At 62.1% G+C, this 16,113-nt stretch carries 13 protein-coding genes; 8 read left to right on the top strand and 5 right to left on the bottom strand.

Features of this window, described 5'->3' with window-relative positions; all coding sequences use genetic code 11:
- Nucleotides 1-15: 15 nt before the first annotated feature.
- Nucleotides 16-528: a carboxypeptidase-like regulatory domain-containing protein gene (locus tag Q4S41_RS15705; protein WP_305032074.1), complete on the top strand. Its 513-nt coding sequence runs from the start codon at nt 16-18 to the stop codon at nt 526-528.
- Here Q4S41_RS15705 and Q4S41_RS15700 read toward each other — a convergent pair whose 3' ends face one another.
- Complete coding sequence (locus Q4S41_RS15700) at nt 529-3,525, bottom strand: glycoside hydrolase family 3 N-terminal domain-containing protein (protein WP_305032073.1); 2,997 nt, start codon at nt 3,523-3,525, stop codon at nt 529-531. It lies immediately after the preceding gene.
- Between the two features lie 291 nt (nt 3,526-3,816).
- Here Q4S41_RS15700 and mutL point away from each other — a divergent pair, with 291 nt between their 5' ends.
- The 4 genes from mutL (at nt 3,817) to Q4S41_RS15680 (ending at nt 8,675) form a co-directional block, all read left to right on the top strand.
- On the top strand, nt 3,817-5,883 hold the full coding sequence (mutL, locus tag Q4S41_RS15695; RefSeq protein WP_305032072.1) for a DNA mismatch repair endonuclease MutL: 2,067 nt from the start codon (nt 3,817-3,819) through the stop codon (nt 5,881-5,883).
- A 40-nt stretch (nt 5,884-5,923) separates the two neighbouring features.
- The gene (locus Q4S41_RS15690; RefSeq protein WP_305032071.1) at nt 5,924-6,718 is read left to right on the top strand and encodes a rhomboid family intramembrane serine protease; all 795 of its coding nucleotides are present in this window, start codon (nt 5,924-5,926) and stop codon (nt 6,716-6,718) included.
- Between the two features lie 84 nt (nt 6,719-6,802).
- Nucleotides 6,803-7,717: a rhomboid family intramembrane serine protease gene (locus tag Q4S41_RS15685; protein ID WP_305032070.1), complete on the top strand. Its 915-nt coding sequence runs from the start codon at nt 6,803-6,805 to the stop codon at nt 7,715-7,717.
- A 52-nt stretch (nt 7,718-7,769) separates the two neighbouring features.
- Complete coding sequence (locus Q4S41_RS15680) at nt 7,770-8,675, top strand: hypothetical protein (protein WP_305032069.1); 906 nt, start codon at nt 7,770-7,772, stop codon at nt 8,673-8,675.
- A 4-nt stretch (nt 8,676-8,679) separates the two neighbouring features.
- Here the strand turns inward: Q4S41_RS15680 and Q4S41_RS15675 are convergent, their stop codons facing one another.
- A complete protein-coding gene (locus Q4S41_RS15675; protein ID WP_305032068.1) occupies nt 8,680-9,084 on the bottom strand; it encodes an STAS/SEC14 domain-containing protein in 405 nt (134 codons plus the stop codon).
- A gap of 159 nt (nt 9,085-9,243) precedes the next feature.
- Here Q4S41_RS15675 and Q4S41_RS15670 point away from each other — a divergent pair, with 159 nt between their 5' ends.
- Both Q4S41_RS15670 and Q4S41_RS15665 read left to right on the top strand, forming a co-directional pair.
- Entirely contained in the window at nt 9,244-9,897 is a 654-nt protein-coding gene (locus Q4S41_RS15670; RefSeq protein WP_305032067.1) for a helix-turn-helix domain-containing protein, read from the top strand.
- A 134-nt stretch (nt 9,898-10,031) separates the two neighbouring features.
- Nucleotides 10,032-11,009, top strand: coding sequence for a hypothetical protein (locus Q4S41_RS15665; protein ID WP_305032066.1), 978 nt, complete (start codon nt 10,032-10,034; stop codon nt 11,007-11,009).
- Between the two features lie 29 nt (nt 11,010-11,038).
- Here the strand turns inward: Q4S41_RS15665 and Q4S41_RS15660 are convergent, their stop codons facing one another.
- The 3 genes from Q4S41_RS15660 to tilS form a co-directional block, all read right to left on the bottom strand.
- Nucleotides 11,039-11,671, bottom strand: coding sequence for a macro domain-containing protein (locus Q4S41_RS15660; protein ID WP_305032065.1), 633 nt, complete (start codon nt 11,669-11,671; stop codon nt 11,039-11,041).
- Nucleotides 11,672-11,778: 107 nt separating this feature from the next.
- Entirely contained in the window at nt 11,779-12,726 is a 948-nt protein-coding gene (gene mdh / locus Q4S41_RS15655; protein ID WP_305032064.1) for a malate dehydrogenase, read from the bottom strand.
- A 92-nt stretch (nt 12,727-12,818) separates the two neighbouring features.
- Nucleotides 12,819-14,150, bottom strand: a complete 1,332-nt coding sequence (gene tilS, locus Q4S41_RS15650; protein WP_305032063.1) for a tRNA lysidine(34) synthetase TilS — start codon at nt 14,148-14,150, stop codon at nt 12,819-12,821.
- A gap of 149 nt (nt 14,151-14,299) precedes the next feature.
- Between tilS and Q4S41_RS15645 the strand changes: the two genes are divergently transcribed.
- On the top strand, nt 14,300-16,111 hold the full coding sequence (locus Q4S41_RS15645; RefSeq protein WP_305032062.1) for an OstA-like protein: 1,812 nt from the start codon (nt 14,300-14,302) through the stop codon (nt 16,109-16,111).
- The last annotated feature ends 2 nt before the right edge of the window (nt 16,112-16,113 follow it).

Below are 16,113 nucleotides of genomic sequence, written 5' to 3'. Positions count from 1 at the left end.
TCCTACGTAAATCTGATGAAACTACGTTGTTCAGGTTATGCAATACTTGCGCTGCTGTTGGCTGCCGGTCATGTTCAAGCCCAAAAATGGTATACTCTCGACGTGGCCAGAGAAGTTGGCATAGTGCCTTGTGGTAAGGCCGACTGCATATTGGGCCGTGGAGATGAAAAGCCTATCAAAATAGGAGCAGGGCAGATAACAGCAGTGACAATGTTTTACTTTGATACTACTGCCACCCACGTGCAAGGTCGAATCGTTGATATTGCGACTGGAAAGCCCATAAAAGGCGCAACAATTCAAACCTCTTATACCTGTTGGGAGGGCTGCGACGTGAAAACAGCCGCTGCCAATGAGGCCGGATTTTTCCGCTTGGGATGGGTCGGCTGTCATGGCTTGAAAAGCTCAACAGCCAATCGACCGCTCTTGATAAAAGCCGCAGGTTACCAGCCAATCACTACGGAGGCAGTCCGCTTCGGCGGTGGTGCCTACCTGCACATTGAACTCGCCGCACTGCCCAAAGGTCGCTAGCTACTCCTTCGCCTTTCCCGCCGCCAACGACTTATAAATCACCTCGTGAATGCGCGTGCGGATGTTGTACTGGCGCAACTTGTTGTTACCGGCGTCGGGGTACACGCGGTTGGAGAGGAAAACGTAGAGAATCTGGTTGTCCGGGTCCATCCACACGCAGGTGCCCGTGAAGCCGGTGTGGCCGAAGGTGCTGGCCGGCGAGAGGTTGCTGGTGGGGCCTTCGGGCTTGCTGGGGTCGCCGTGGTCCCAGCCCAGGCCGCGCCGGCCGCCGTTCTGGGGGCGGGCAAACTCAGAAACCACCGGGTTCTGAAAGTAGCGCGAGCCGCCGTAGTTGCCGTTTTGCAGGTTCATCTGCATCAGCACGGCCAGGTCGTTGGCCGTGGCGAAGAGGCCGGCGTGGCCGCCCACGCCGCCCACGAGGGCGGCGGTTTGGTCGTGCACGGTGCCTTGCAGCTGCTCGCGGCGGTAGTAGGTGTCCTTTTCGGTGGGTGCGATGCAGCTTTTGGGGAAGCGCTGCAGCGGGTTGTAGGTCATGCTGCCCAGGCCCAGCGGCCGGTAAAAATTATCCTCTAGAAAATTCTCAATCGGCTGCTTGAGAATCTTCTCGCACACCCGCTTCATTACAATAAAGCTCAGGTCGGAATATTCGGTGGGGTACTTGCCTTTCACCTTCGGCAGCAGACCGGAGCGCATGGTCCAGGCCCACACCGAGTCGTCGGCGGCTTTGGTGCTGTACTCGCCGGGCGCCACTTCGTTGGGGAAGTCGTCGGAGCGGATGCTGGCGTAGAAGGTAGGCTTGAGCTGGCCGTCGCGCATGGTGCGCTCCCAAGTCGGGATGCCGGGCTTGAGGCCGGCTTGGTGCAGCAGCACGTCGCGAATGGTCATGTCGCGCTTGTTGGTGCGGGCCAGTTCGGGCAGGTAAGTAGCCACCTTCTCCTCAATATTCAGCTTGCCCTGGTCTTTGAGGTACATCACCGCTTGCAAGGTGCCAGCCACTTTCGTCACTGAGGCCAGGTCGTATAAGGTGCTGCTGGTCACGGGCTGCGTCTCGTCGTAGGTGCAGTAGCCGTAGCTCTGGTCGAACACCACGGTGCCGTTTTTAGCCACCAGCACCTGGCAGCCGGGGGCGGCGGCATAGGTCTGGCTTTCGAGGGCAATGTTGTCAATCTGGGCCAGCACGCGCGAGCTTAGGCCTTGGCTTTCGGGCACGGCGTAGCGCAGGCGGTGCAGGTCGGGCGTGGCAATGCCGGTGGCCACGGGCATGGTGGGCGACACCGTGACGGGCAGCTTGCCCCGCGCCGGCAGCGCCCCAAACAGCACCTGCGGCACCACCAGCTGCGCCGCGTAATGGTCCTCGTAACCGCACACCAGCGTGCGGGCACCTTCCAGAAACTTCAGCGAATAGGCGTTGCCCATGGCCACCACCACCGTTTTGAAGCGCTTGTTGCTTTGCAACTGCTTGATGAACTTCAACGCCCCATCGCCGATGCCGTAGCTGTGGCTGGGCGTGTTGTTCATGGCATGCAGGCTCACCACCACCACATTATAGCCAGTCAGGCGGCTGCTGATGCGGGCAAACGTGCTATCGGGCGCGTAGCGGTCGGGCACGGCGTACACCGGGCCGGGCTGGTACTTATTGAAAATGGTGGCGTACGGCCCCTCGGCCTGCGTGCCGATGGTGATGGCCGCCATGCGCAGCGTGTCGAGCCGCTGGAAGGGGAGGAGCTTGTCCTCGTTCTTCACCACGGTCACGGCGTGCTCGAAAATTTCCTGCGCCAGCACCTTCGATTTGGGCAGGTTCAGGCTGTCGCGTAGCGTGGCCAGGTTCACGGGCCGGTATTTATTGAGCCCCGCCCAGTACTTGGCGCGTAGAATCTTTTTTACGCGCAAATCCAAATCTTCCTGCTTGAGCGTGCCAGCCGCCACCGCTTCCCGAATGCGCAGCAGCGCCGACGGCACATCCTCCGAAAACAACAGAATGTCGTTGCCCGCGGCCAGGGCCATGGCGTCGAGCTCGCCGTCTTTGTAGAGCTTGCTCACGCTCTTCATGTTGAGCGCATCGGTGAAAACTAGGCCCTTAAAGCCCATCTTGTCCTTCAGCAGGTCCGTGACGAGGGCGTGCGAGAGCGTGGTGGTTTTGGCGTTCGTCGTGTCAAACAGCGGCATGTAGAGGTGGGCCACCATCACGCCCATGATTCCTTCTTCGAACGACTTCTGGAAGGGCACCAAATCAACCTTCGTCAGCCGGGCCAGGTCGGTATTGATGACCGGCAGGGCCACGTGGGAGTCGGTATCGGTGTCGCCGTGGCCGGGGAAGTGCTTGGCTACGGCCATCACTTTGTTGTCCTGCAACCCCTTGAGGTACTGCGTGCCCAGGGCCGCCACGCGGTTCTGGTCTTCGCCAAACGAGCGGTTGCCAATCACGGGGTTGCCGGGGTTGGAGTTCACGTCGAGCACCGGGGCGAAGTCGATGTGCACGCCCAGGTTGCGCATTTTGCGGGCAATGTCCTGGCCCATCTGGTACACGTACTTGGGGTCGTCCATGGCGCCCAGCGTCATCTGCTTGGCGAAGTGGGCCGAGGAGTCGAGGCGCATGTCAAGGCCCCATTCGGCGTCCATGGCCACCAGCAGCGGCACCTTGGCGGCGGCCTGCAGGCGGTTGGCCATGATGGCCTGGCGCTTGGGGCCACCCTGCATAAACATCACGCCGCCAATGTTTTGGGTGCGTACCAGGCGCTCGATGCGTTCCACGTGGCTGCGGTCCTTGTTGGAATACGCGGCCACCATGAAGAACTGGCCCAGACGCTGGTCCGGCGTGAGCGAGTTGAACACGCTATCCACCCACGCCACCTCGGCGGGCGAGTTGGTGAACGGGTCGGCGGGAAGTTTCCTGACTTCCGAAAACGACAGCAGCAGGCCCGCCGCCAGTACCAACGCGGCAATGCTCAGCTGAAAAGGGATGCGCAACAGCCCCGTGGGGTTGGTGGGTTGGTTCAAGAGGCAAACGGGCCGCGGGGGCCGTACTTTTGTCGTGGGTAGCAGCGGAACCCGCTGGCTGGGTTTGGAGGTTCCAAACGTGGCCGGCGGCGGCACGAAAATCGAATGGCAAATGCCGGAAAGTTTCGTGCTGAAATCCCGCTATTTAGCCGCGAAGGTACGCACAAAACCCGGGTGCGGGTTTAAAACGCCGCGTCTTTCTGGTTATTGCCGGGCACGTTTCCGCTTGTTTTTGTGCCGGTTAGCTCACCCTTGATTTCCCGGCGCGGCCTCACCCGCGTACTTCTGCCCATGCCCGATATCATTCACCTGCTCCCCGAATACCTCGCCAACCAGATTGCGGCCGGCGAGGTGGTGCAGCGCCCCGCCTCGGTGGTGAAGGAGCTGCTGGAAAACGCCGTCGATGCCGGCGCCACTCAGGTTCAACTCATTGTGAAAGAGGCTGGCAAGCAGCTCGTGCAGGTGGTCGACAACGGCGCCGGCATGTCGCCCACCGACGCCCGCATGAGCCTGGAGCGTCACGCCACCAGCAAAATCCGCAGCACCGAAGATTTATTTAAAATTCGCACCCTTGGCTTCCGCGGCGAGGCCCTGGCCAGCATTGCGGCGGTGGCGCAGGTCGAAATTCGGACCAAGCAGCGCGAGCACGACACCGGCAGCCTGCTCTTGGTGGAAGGCTCCCAAATCACCAGCCAGCAGCCCACCGCCTGCCCCGACGGCACCAGCATCGCCGTCAAGAACTTGTTCTTCAACGTGCCCGCCCGGCGCAACTTCCTCAAGAGCAACGCCGTGGAAATGCGGCACATTCTCGACGAGTTTCAGCACGTGGCGCTGGCCAACCCGCAGATTGCCTTCTCGCTCTACCAGAATGATTTGGAGGTGTTTGGGCTGCCGGCGGGCAAGCTCAGCCAGCGCATTGTGGCCCTGCTGGGCAACGGCTACAAGGAGCAGCTCGCGGCCTGCGAGGAGGTAACGCATTCCATTTCCGTTCGCGGCTTCGTGGGCAAGCCGGAGTCGAGCAAGAAAAGCCGGGGCGACCAGTTTTTCTTCGTCAACAACCGCTTCATCCGCTCGGCCTACCTCAACCACGCCGTGCTGGCGGCCTACGAAGGCCTGCTGGCCCGCGACACGCACCCGTTCTACGTGCTGTTTCTGGAGCTCGACCCCAAGGCCATTGATATCAACGTGCACCCCACGAAGACGGAAATAAAGTTCGAGGACGAGAAAACCGTCTATGCCGTGGTGCGCGCCGCCGTGAAGCAAAGCCTGGGCATCCACAACATTGCGCCGTCGCTGGATTTCGACGGTGACGTGAACTTCGCGCCCATCCGCCCGCTGCGGGCCGGCAAGGGTACCGGCGACGCGCCCACCACTACCGACGACCACCTGCCCGCCGCCACGCCCGCCGCCCGGGCTGCTGCCAGCCACGACAGCTTCCGCCCCGATGCGCTGGCCGCCGCCGCTTCGGCCGCCACGCGTGGCCCCGCCAGCAACAATTCTGGTTTCTCCAACTTCTCGCCCGAAACCCGGCGCGACGGCTATGAGCGCCAGCTGCCGCCGCGTCCCACCGAGCAGGCCCGCCGCGAACTGGAAGCCTTCTACCGCGAGCTGGGCCAGCCCGTGCGCGACGACCAGACTGTAAGCGCCGATAATCCGGTAGCGCGCAGCTTCGAAGCCGATTTCTCGGCCGCGCCGGTGGCAGTCACGCCTGCCGTCCCCGATTTTTCGCTGGGCCTGACGGGGCCGGAAACGCCGACCGCGCCAAGTGTGCCGGCCCGCGAAGGCGGTGCCGGCAGCCGGGCCGTGCAGGTGCAGCAGCGCTTCGTGCTGGTGCCCGTGAAATCGGGCGTGCTGCTGATTGACCAGGAAGCGGCGCGGGAACGCATTCTCTACGAGCAGTACCGGCAGGAGCTGGGCCGGGCCGTGGGCACCTCGCAAACGCTGCTGTTTCCGCGCACGGTCACGTTTTCGCCCGCCGATTTTGCGGTGCTGCGCGAGCTGACGGAGCCGCTGCACGCGCTGGGCTTCATCTTCGTGGAGTTCGGGCCGAACACCATCGCCGTGGAAGCTATTCCGGCCGGCATGCCGGCCCAGAACGAAAAAGAGCTGCTCGAAAGCCTGATTGAGCAGTTCCGCACCACGGCCGGCCCGCTCAAGCTCGACCAGCGCGAAAGCCTGGCCCGGGCGCTGGCCCGCCGGGTGGCCGTCGGCACGGCCGCCACGCGCCTGCCCGAAACCGAGCTCAACGCCCTGGCCGACCGCCTTTTTGCCTGCCAGACCCCCGGCTACACCCCCGACGGCCGCAAAACCCTGGTGCTGCTGGACGGGCAGCAGCTGGCCGATTTTTTCCGTAAGTAAGCCCTGGCCACGCGGCTTGCGCGGCGCTTTTCTTCGCTTCATGTTCAACATCACCCCCACGGTTCGCAACCTGCTCATCGCGAATGTGCTTTTCCTTGTGGCCCAGAATAGCCTGCTGCCACTGCTGACCCAGGTGGGCAGCTTGTACCCCATCGGCTCGCCGTATTTCTATCCGTGGCAGTTCTTTACCTACATGTTTCTGCATGCCGACTGGGGGCACTTGTTTTCCAACATGCTGGGCTTGATAGTTTTCGGGCCGTTGCTGGAACAGCGCTGGGGGGCGTCGCGCTTTCTCACCTTCTGGCTGATTTGTGGCGTGGGCGCCGGCCTGCTCTACGAAGGCGTGCGGGGCTTCGAACTGCACCGCATGGAAGTGGCACGCCAGGAGTTTCACCAGTCGCCCACCGGGCCCGAATACGAGCAGTTCTTCCGCAAGACCTTCCCCGATGCTTCGGGCTACGAGCCGCTGGCCCGTGCCATGGCGCAGGACCCCAGTAACTCCGAATACATCGCCGCTGCCGAGCGCAACGTCGACAAGGCCGTGTCCGACACCTGGAACTCGCCCCACGGCGGCATGCTGGGGGCATCGGGCGCGCTGTTTGGGCTCATCTTCGCATTTGCCTACCTTTTTCCGAACACCCAGCTTTTTCTTTTCCCCTTTCCGTTTCCGATTGCCGCCAAATACCTGGCTTTCGGCTATACCATGCTGGAGCTTTACCAGGGCATCCACCGTGTGCCCGGCGACAACGTGGCCCACTTCGCCCACCTCGGCGGCTTGCTGATTGGGTTCATTGTGGTGAAGTTTTGGGAAGGCGGCCGGGAACGGTTTTACTAAAACGCGGTTGATGCAGCAACCCGCCGCCGGGCCACTCCCGGCCCGCTACTTTCGTTGCCACAGTTTTAATCCCTGACACGAGCCATGAGCATCGTTCAAGACATCCGCACCGCCTTCAGCCGGCGCGACAACGCCCTCGTTAAGCTTATCTGGCTTAATGTGCTGGTGTTTGTGGCCGTTGTGCTGCTCGAGGCCATCACTTACCTCACCCAGTCGCCCGGCATCCTGTTTCGGGTGATGAGCCAGCTGGAGCTTTCGGCCAACCTCGGCGAAGTGGTTCGCCATCCCTGGACGCTGCTCACGTATGCCTTCACCCACCAGGCTTTCCTGCATATTCTGTTCAATATGTTACAGTTGTACTGGTTTGGCCAGCTGCTGCAGGAATACCTCGGCGACCGCCGCCTGGTGAGTATCTACATCTTGGGTACCCTGGCCGGGGCCGCCGTGTTTCTGCTCGGCTACAACCTGATTCCGGTGCTGATGCCGTTTGCCGCGGCTGGCCAGCTTGTGTTGGGCGCTTCAGGCGCGGTTACGGCCATCATCGTGGCCGCGGCCACGCTGCTGCCCAACTACACCTTTATGCTGATTCTCATCGGACCGGTCAAGATTAAATGGATTGCGGCGGTGGTCATTATCCTGTCGGTGGCGGGGCTGTCGGGCAACCCGGGCGGCATGCTGGCCCACCTGGGCGGCGCCTTGCTCGGCTTCGTGTTCATCAAGCAACTCCAAGCCGGGCGCGACCTTGGCCGCCCCGTGCAGGCCGTGGGCAATTTCTTCAGCAACCTCACCAGCAGCCGGCCCGCCATGCGCGTGAGCAGCACCACCCGCCGCCCCGAAACCGTGACGGCTACCTCGGCCGGCGGGGCCAAGAAGCCCGCCGCCCCCGGCCAGCCGTTGCAAGACGAAATCGACACCATCCTGGATAAGATTTCGCGCTCCGGCTACGAAAGCCTGAGCAAGGAAGAGAAGCAGAAGCTGTTCCGGGCCAGCCAGCAGTAGCGCCATCGGGGAGCAAACGCTATTTTTAGCCGCTTATCACCCCGGCGAACTTATGCGGCTGTCTTTAAACCAGTTGGTTATTTTCGGCTTGTTGCTGCTGGCAAATCCGGCCGCCGCGTGCTTCAACGACCACGTGGCCACCAAATTGGATGGCTCCTACCAGAGTTCGGACGATACGGACCTGACCATGCCCTTGCCGCCGGTAGGGCGGAACCTGGCGGCCGAAGCCCCGGACAACCGCCGCCGCCTGCAGGTGCTCGACAGCCTGTGGCGCACCCGCCATCGGCTGGCCGACTACGCGGGCTACGGCCTGACGCTGGCGTATCTGGGGCGCTACGCGGAGGCTCGTGCCGTGTTTGAACAGCTCAATGCCTGGCAGCCAAATCAATACGAAACCGCTGCCAATCTCGGCACCGTGTACGAGTTGCTGGGCCAGAACCAGCTGGCGTTGCGATGGATAGAAAAGGCTATTCAACTGAATCCCCGCTCGCACCGCGGCACGGAGTGGCTGCACGCCAACATTCTGCGCGCCAAGCTGCGCGGAGCCGCGGCTATCAATTCCGTTGATTTACTGGGCGTTGATTTCGGCTCGGCAGCGGCCCCGGTGCCCGCGTTGCGTGGCGGTTGGCCCCTCGATTCTATTCAATTCGCCCTCCAGTATCAGCTTCGGGAGCGGCTGAGCTTTGTGCCCCCGCCCGACCCCATTGTGGCCGAGCTGCTCTTCGACCTTGGCAATGCCTACGCCCTGACCAGCAACGTGGAATCGGCGGAGCGGGTGTATGCGCAGGCCGAGCAGTTTGGCTATGATGGCAATTTGCTGATGAAGCGAAAAGCCTATTTCTGGTGGTTGCGGGAGGGCGCAGATATCATACCCCAACTTATTCTGCTGGGGCTGCTGGGTCTGGCCGGGTTTGGCCTGTGGCGGCTGGGCCGGGGCCTGCGGCGTCGCTTTGCCTAACGCATCAGCCTTCGCGCAGCCAGCTCTTGGCCAGCTCGATGTCCTCAAAAAGGCGCATTTCGAATTGCGTGCCCACCCGCGTCACCATCTCGGCCGCCGAGGCTTGCCCGAAAATGCCCGGCGATACGATGTGCGCAAAGCGCTTCAGGCCCAGGCGCAGCACCTGTGGCATCCAGTTGTGGGCTATCCATTCGTTGGCCGCACTCCACGAACCCACCACTTCGCGGTTGTCGTTGAGCATGTGCGGACAGGGGTTTTCCCGCAGAAAATCGATGGTGGCCTGGCAGCCCTGAATCACCTTTTCGGTGGGCAGCACGCCCCGCCAGTTGTTGTAAATCCAGCTGTTGGCCGCGTCAAACTCGATGGTCAGGTACACCTTGTCGAATGAATTGGTGAGTTCTTTTTTCATCGATGCAGCAAGGCGGGCCAGTGGGAATAAGAGGTGTAAAGTAAGCACTTTGCCGGGTAAGTCGCGGCCGATTCGGTGGTTGGGCTGGAATTAGCTTGGCCGTGAAGCCGGATGCTGCCGACGGGTCTATTTTAGCGGCCTCAACGCTACCCTGCGCCCATGTTTTCTGCCGCCCGTATTCAAGCCCTGCGCAAAAGCAGAGGCTATTCACAAGAGCTGCTGGCCGAGCAATCGGGTGTGAGCCTGCGCACCATCCAGCGGGTAGAGCAGGGCGAAACCGTGCCACGCGGCCACACCGTGCAGGCCCTGGCCACGGCCCTCGACGTGCCGCTGGAGGCGTTGCTGACCACGCCCACGCCCGCGGCTGAGCCGGCCCTTGCGGCGGTGATTCCACCGACTGTCCCCGCGCCGCCGGCCGTGGTGCCCGTGCCCGCCAGTGGCCCTACGGTGCGCGACGAAATGCAGCTGCTGCAACTGCTCAACCTGAGTGCGCTGTGCCTGCTGGTATTCCCCTTACTCAACCTGCTGGTGCCCTACCTGCTCTGGCGCAAGCACCGCCACGACACCGTGCATGCTGGCGAAGTGGGCCGGCGGGTGCTGGGGTTTCAGGTGCTGTGGCAGGTGGCCAGTTTCTTCAGCTACCTGATGGTGCTGCTGCTGCAAGCGGCCATGTTCTTCTACTTCGGAGTGGTGTTAAAGGGCGTGTTTCTCGGCGTTTTTGTGCTCACTTATCTGGTCAATGTGGTCACGGTGGGCTACAGCCAGCTGTTGCTGCGTCGGGGCCGGCTCGATATCTATCCCATTAGACTTTAGAGGGCGACAAAATTTATCAATTGCAGGTCAGCGTGTTGCGTGAAGTGGCGGTAAAATGTCGCCCAAATGACGCCGGGAATGGGGGAGGAGGCCGGGTAGGTTTGACCCAGTCTTCCCCCTCTTTTTCTGCACCCATGAAAGTTCTGACAAAAACCCTGCTGGCCATCTTCGCCCTGTTCGTGCTGAGCAGCATCGGCGGCTACTTCTATTTCCGCAAGCAGTTCCAGGCGCCCGCCAACCAGCTCACGGTTTCGCAGCTGCCGGCCGCTTCCCGCTTCGAGTGGCAGGCCAACACCACGGCCGGCCACACCATGCCGCACGCCGTGCTGCTAATGCCCGTGACGCTGCCCAACTGCCCGCGCCCCTGCTACCTGCAGTTCGATACCGGCGCGCCCTACTCGCTGCTCTATTCCCACGCGCTGGCTGCCCTGCAGGCCCGCTACCCCGCCACCGGCCAAACCCTTACACCCCAAGCCGATGCGCTGGCCAATTTTCAGTTTGCCATCGGCCAGGGCCAGGTGGCGGCGCACAGTATCCGGGTGCGGCCAATGGGCGCCCACGCGCTGCCGGCCGATAGCACCGCGCCCTTTGTCATCGGCACCCTAGGCACCGATGTGCTGGACGGCCGCGTGCTCGTCATCGACTACGCCCGGCAGCGCTTTGAACTGCGCACCAGCGTGCCCGACAGCCTCGCCCGCCAGGCCGTATTTGCCCCGCTCGATTTTGAGCAGCGCCGCGTGCTGCTCCGCGCCGGCCTGCAGGGCTCTTCCAAACAGTTGCTTTTCGACTCGGGCAGCAGCGCCTTCGCCTTGCTCACCTCGCAGGCTTCGTGGCAGAAACTGGCCCGGCCGGGCGCGCCCGAGCAGGCCACGCCGGTCAATTCCTGGGGCAAAACCCTGATAGCACACACCGCGCCTACCGCCGCTAGCCTGCAGGTCGGCACCACGGCCCTGCCGCTGGGCACCGTCACCTACATCGACGGCACCGGTTTCATGGAGCGCATGCTGATGCGTTTCTCCGGCATGGGCGGCATGCTCGGCAACGAGGTATTCAGCCAGCGCACCCTGATTCTGGATGTGCAGGGCGGCCGGTTTGGGATAGTGGCCCGGTAGTACTGCCATCCACGGTTCTGCGGCATTGCTTAGTGGATGTTGTACTTGATGTCGGAGCGGTTGTGGGTGTAGAAGTAGGCATAATTCGCGCACATTTCTTCCCAGCCCGCTTCGGTGGTAAACTTCTCCCGCATCACATCTTCCCAGGCCAGCCGCATTTGCCGGGCGCACACCAGCGGCCGGACCTGCCCTACGCCCGTCCCCAGCCCCGGCACCGCAATGCGCTGAATTTTCTCCGCCACCAACTCCCCAGCCGGCAGCCGGCCGTAGCGAAGCAGCTGCAGAATGGCTTTCATGGCCAGGTACACGTTGGGCCCGCGCGTGATGGTCATGGGCGTGCGCATGGTGGGGGCCGCAATCAGGTAGGGAAAATCGGCGTGGCCGGTGGAAATGACTTCCGCCTGCCCCACCAGCAACTCCCCGTAATATTTCTCGCGAATGACCCGTTGCAGGTCTTTTTCCAGATGCCAGCCCAGGTTTTTGGAGATGGCAAAATCCAGCCCGCCGTTCATGTAGCCGAAGCTGTTGGCTGGGCTGACGAGGGCATCGGCCGGATAATCAAAGATGGAGCCGAGGCGAACGGTGACCTGCGGCACGTCGGCAAAAACTTTTTCCCAGGCGTCGGTTACCTCCGGGTTGGTATCAATCAGGTTCAGGTGCATGAATAATCGTTAACCCGCAAGATACTGGCTTCCATTAATAACTGCACAAAAAAGGCCGCCCCGCGTGAAGCGGAGCGGCCCAAATACCTAAGCAGATGCTTCGGAAACTAAGCAGCCGGCTGGGCGGCGCTCATCTTGTCCAGCGCGTCCATCACCTCTTTCACGTGGCCGCGTGAGGTTTCGAGCAGGGCTTTCTCGTCGTCGTTGAGCTGCAGTTCAATCACGCGCTCAATGCCGTTTTTGCCCAAAATAACCGGGGCGCCGAGGTACACGCCGTCGATGCCGTACTCGCCTTCCAGCTTGATGCACACCGGGAACACGCGGCGCTGGTCGCGCACAATGGCTTCCACCATTTGGGCCGCAGCGGCGCCGGGCGCATACCAGGCCGAGGTGCCCATCAGCTTCACCAGCTCGCCACCGCCGTTGGTGGTGCGGGCCACAATGGCGTCCAGTTCTTCTTTGCCAATCAGCTCCGTCACGGGGATGCCGCCCACGGTGGTGTAGCGGGGCAGGGGCACCATGGTGTCGCCGTGGCCGCCCATGAGCACGGCCTGAATGTCTTTGGGGCTCACGTTCAGGGCCTCGGCCAGGAAGGCGCGGTAGCGGGCCGTGTCCAGGATGCCGGCCATACCGAACACCTTGGTGCGGTCGAGGCCGGAGGTGAGGTGGGCCTGGTAGGTCATCACGTCGAGCGGGTTACTCACGATGATGATGATGGCGTTGGGCGAGTATTTCACCACCTGCTCGGTCACCGATTTCACGATGCCGGCGTTGGTCGAAATCAGGTCGTCGCGGGTCATGCCGGGCTTGCGGGGCAGGCCCGAGGTAATCACCACCACGTCCGAACCCGCCGTTTTCGCGTAGTCGTTGGTCACGCCCACGGTGCGCGAGTCGTAGCCAATAACCGGCGCTTTCTGCCAGATATCGAGGGCTTTGCCTTGGGCAAAACCTTCTTTGATGTCAACCAGAACAATTTCGTTGGCGATTTCACGCGTGGCGAGCACATCGGCGCAGGTTGCGCCCACGTTGCCGGCTCCGACTACGGTAACTTTCATAATAGAGGAATTGGGAGGGTTGGAGTTTCGCGGGTAAAAGTACGGCCGGGCCGCCGATGCTTTGAATGAAGACCGGAGTTTTTCCGGCCGAACTACATCCGCTGCACCGTGAGCACCCGCTCGGTGGCCTCTTCCACCTTAAAACGGTCGTCGACGCGCCAGCCCACCACCCAGCAGATTTTGCCATCGGCCGAGGTCAGCACCCGCACGTCGTCTTTGAGGTTGAGCGGCACTTTCTGGTCGATGAGGAAGTCGCTGAGCAGCTTTTTGCCCTTCATGCCCAGCGGCATAAACCAGTCGCCTTCCTGCCAGCGGCGCAGCGTGAGCGGGAATTTCAGCTTGTCGGCATCAAAAGCCGCCGTGCTTTTCGAGCGCGGAATGATGAAGTGCCGCGCGTCGTCGTGCAGCTCGGCCTTCAGGCGCATGCCGTCGGCTAACAAGTCCGTTTGGCCCGCCGCCAGCTGAAAGGTGCCGAATTTGCTGAGCCGCCGCGGGGTAATGACCAGATTCTCGCGGTCCTTCACCAGCCGGTGCGTGGGCGAGTCGAACCGCCGGCCGCTTTCGCCGCCAAAGGCCGCTACAATGTCCTTCACCACCAGCCACGAGAAGCCGAAGGGCCGCAGAATATCGTGCAGCACTAAGGCCGTGGCCGCCGTTTTTTGCAGGGTGCTGATGTTCAGATAGGTCACTTCGTCCTCGTCGCGGCGGGCCTGGGCGGCGGTGTCCGCCACGTAGCGGCGCACAATTTCTTCGGCCCCGCCCACGCGTTCGGCGGTGGCGGCCATGGTCTGGTCGAGGTTGGGGTTGATTTCGCGCAGCACGGGCAGCACCTCGATGCGCAGCAGGTTGCGCTGGTACACGGGGCTGTCGTTGCTGTCGTCTTCGCGCCAGCGCAGGCCGCGCTCCACCAGGTATTCGTACAGGTCGTCGCGGCCCAGACCCAGCAGCGGGCGCACAATGTGCCCATTCTTCACCTGAATACCGTGCAGGCCGGCCAGGCCGGTGCCGTGCGTGAGGTTGAGCAGCATGGTTTCGGTCTGGTCGCGCTGGTGGTGGGCGGTGGCAACGTAGGAGAGCTGCTCGCGCTGCCGCACCTGCTCAAACCAGCGGTAGCGCAGAAAACGGGCCGCCATCTGGGTCGAAATACCTTCCTGCTCGGCAAATTCCTTGGTCTGGAAAAACTCGGCGAAGTATGGGAGGCCGTACTGCTTGGCCAGCTTGCGCACAAACTGCTCGTCGGCGTCGGCATCTTCGCCGCGTAGGCCGAAGTGGCAGTGCGCCACCGCCACCTGCGCGCCCAGCTTGTGCAGCACATCCAGCAGCACCACCGAATCGAGGCCGCCGCTCACGGCTACCAGAATGGGGTCGTTTTCGATGGAAAAAAGGTCGTGCTCCTCAATGAAGCGGCGAACGGCATCAAGCATATATGATGTAATAACGTGTTAAGAAAGGCCGTCATGCTGAGCGCTTGGATAATGAAGCGCGGATGCTAAGCCACACAAACGCGCCCAGCGGGCACTATGCTGCAAAGATGGCCGTTAGCGCGGGCCCGGTCCGTACCTTTGGCCCCCGAATGTCTCTCTTCCGCTTTTTAGTTCTGCTCTTTGTGCTGGGGCCGCTGCTGGGCAGGGGCCAAAACCCCAACGCGCCGCGCCCCGGTGCCCCGCAGGCGCCCGCGGCCGCCGCTCCGCGCCCGGCCACGGGCGCCCCGCCCAAAAAAGGAGAGCCTATTAGGCTGCTGCCCGGTGCCGGTGTTCTGACAGGGGGGATATACAACGGCGTAAAAATTCGGAAGATTATCGGGAACGTTAGTTTCCAGCAGGGCGATGTGTTTCTGTATTGCGATTCGGCCTATCAATACCTTGATAATAACCAGGTAGAAGCTTTCAGCAACGTGCGCGTGGTGCAGAGCGACACCATGACCATTACCGGCGACCACGGCTTCTACGACGCCACCAAGCGCACAGCCCGCATGACCGGCAACGTGGTGATGCGCGACACGCGCATGACCCTCACGGCCCCGTCGCTGGAGTACGACATGAACCGGAAAACGGCCTACTATACCGAAACCGGCCACCTCACCGACCCGCAGAATACCCTCGACAGCCAAGAGGGCTTCTACGACCGGAACTCCAAGGTCTTTCTTTTCAAGCGCAACGTGCACCTGGTGACGCCCGACTCGGAGCTGAACAACGACACGCTGCGCTACAACACCGTCACCAAAATTGCCTACTTCAACGGCCCCACGCGCATCAAGGGCAAGCAGGGCAACCTCTACGCCGAAGCGGGCAACTACAACACCATCACCCGGCAGTCGGATTTCAAGAAAAATGCTAAAGTAGACACGCCCAACTACTTACTAGGTGGCGACCGGCTGATATACAACGAAACTACGCTCTATGGCGTGGCCGATGGGCACGTGTCGCTCACCTCCAAGAAGGACAACCTCGTGCTGCGGGGCGACCACGGCAAGTACTGGCGCGGGCTAGGCCGCACCAAGCTTTACGGCGGCCGGCCGGTGGTGCGCAACATCGGCAGCGAGAAAGACACGCTCTACATGGCCGCCGACACGCTCATCAGCATCGAGGCGCGGCCCGGCCAGACCACCACCCGCACCGTGCTCTACGCCTACCCGAAGGTGCAGATTTTTCGGGGCAACCTGCAGGGCATCTGCGACTCGCTGACTTACGACCGGCAGGACAGCATCATCTACCTCAACCAGGACCCCGTGCTGTGGCAGGCCAAAAACCAGCTCACGGCCGACTCCATGGAAATTCGCTCGAAGCGCGGCAAGGTGGACGAGATGCGCCTCTACGCCAACGCGTTTGCCGTGAGCCAGGACACGCTTCTGAACTTTAACCAGACGAAGGGGCGAAATATGATTTCGTATTTCCGCGACAATAAAATCCGGCGCGTCGATGTGCTGGGCAACGCGGAAAGCATCTTCTACGCCCTCGACGGCGACACCGTGACCACCGGCATGAACCGGGTGCTCTCGGCCAACATGCGGCTGCTGTTTCTGGAAAGCAAGCTCAACAAGATATCCGTACTCTCGAACCCCGAGGCCCGGTTCATCCCGCCCCACGAGCTCAAGCCCGATGACGAGCGCCTGAAAAACTTCCGCTGGCGCGCCAAGGAACGGCCCACCCGCCGCCAGGTGTTAGGCAAGCAGTTCGACGACCGGCCCAAGAAGCGCAAAATCGTTAAGAAAAAGACCAAAACTGTTCCCAGGAAAAACGCCAAAGCCAAGCCCGCTCCGAAAAAGGCGCCCGCCAACTCCCTGAAGCCTGCGCCCGCGCCCAAAACCGCGGCGCCGGTTACCAAGCCGGCCGCCAGCGCCTTGCCGGCCAAAACCCCGGCCAAGGTCCCGGCCGTGCGGCGCTAGCT

This window comes from Hymenobacter convexus, assembly GCF_030580955.1.
Taxonomy (GTDB): domain Bacteria; phylum Bacteroidota; class Bacteroidia; order Cytophagales; family Hymenobacteraceae; genus Hymenobacter.
The sequence above is the reverse complement of the archived record's forward strand: the minus strand, read 5'-3'. Positions and strand labels throughout refer to the sequence as shown.

What these genes read in the sequence shown, in the direction of transcription:
- Q4S41_RS15705 (WP_305032074.1), top strand. Translation starts at nt 16, where the DNA reads ATGAAACTACGTTGTTCAGGTTATGCAATACTTGCGCTGCTGTTGGCT.
- mutL (WP_305032072.1), top strand. Translation starts at nt 3,817, where the DNA reads ATGCCCGATATCATTCACCTGCTCCCCGAATACCTCGCCAACCAGATT.
- Q4S41_RS15690 (WP_305032071.1), top strand. Translation starts at nt 5,924, where the DNA reads ATGTTCAACATCACCCCCACGGTTCGCAACCTGCTCATCGCGAATGTG.
- Q4S41_RS15685 (WP_305032070.1), top strand. Translation starts at nt 6,803, where the DNA reads ATGAGCATCGTTCAAGACATCCGCACCGCCTTCAGCCGGCGCGACAAC.
- Q4S41_RS15680 (WP_305032069.1), top strand. Translation starts at nt 7,770, where the DNA reads ATGCGGCTGTCTTTAAACCAGTTGGTTATTTTCGGCTTGTTGCTGCTG.
- Q4S41_RS15675 (WP_305032068.1), bottom strand. Translation starts at nt 9,084, where the DNA reads ATGAAAAAAGAACTCACCAATTCATTCGACAAGGTGTACCTGACCATC.
- Q4S41_RS15670 (WP_305032067.1), top strand. Translation starts at nt 9,244, where the DNA reads ATGTTTTCTGCCGCCCGTATTCAAGCCCTGCGCAAAAGCAGAGGCTAT.
- Q4S41_RS15665 (WP_305032066.1), top strand. Translation starts at nt 10,032, where the DNA reads ATGAAAGTTCTGACAAAAACCCTGCTGGCCATCTTCGCCCTGTTCGTG.
- Q4S41_RS15660 (WP_305032065.1), bottom strand. Translation starts at nt 11,671, where the DNA reads ATGCACCTGAACCTGATTGATACCAACCCGGAGGTAACCGACGCCTGG.
- mdh (WP_305032064.1), bottom strand. Translation starts at nt 12,726, where the DNA reads ATGAAAGTTACCGTAGTCGGAGCCGGCAACGTGGGCGCAACCTGCGCC.
- tilS (WP_305032063.1), bottom strand. Translation starts at nt 14,150, where the DNA reads ATGCTTGATGCCGTTCGCCGCTTCATTGAGGAGCACGACCTTTTTTCC.
- Q4S41_RS15645 (WP_305032062.1), top strand. Translation starts at nt 14,300, where the DNA reads ATGTCTCTCTTCCGCTTTTTAGTTCTGCTCTTTGTGCTGGGGCCGCTG.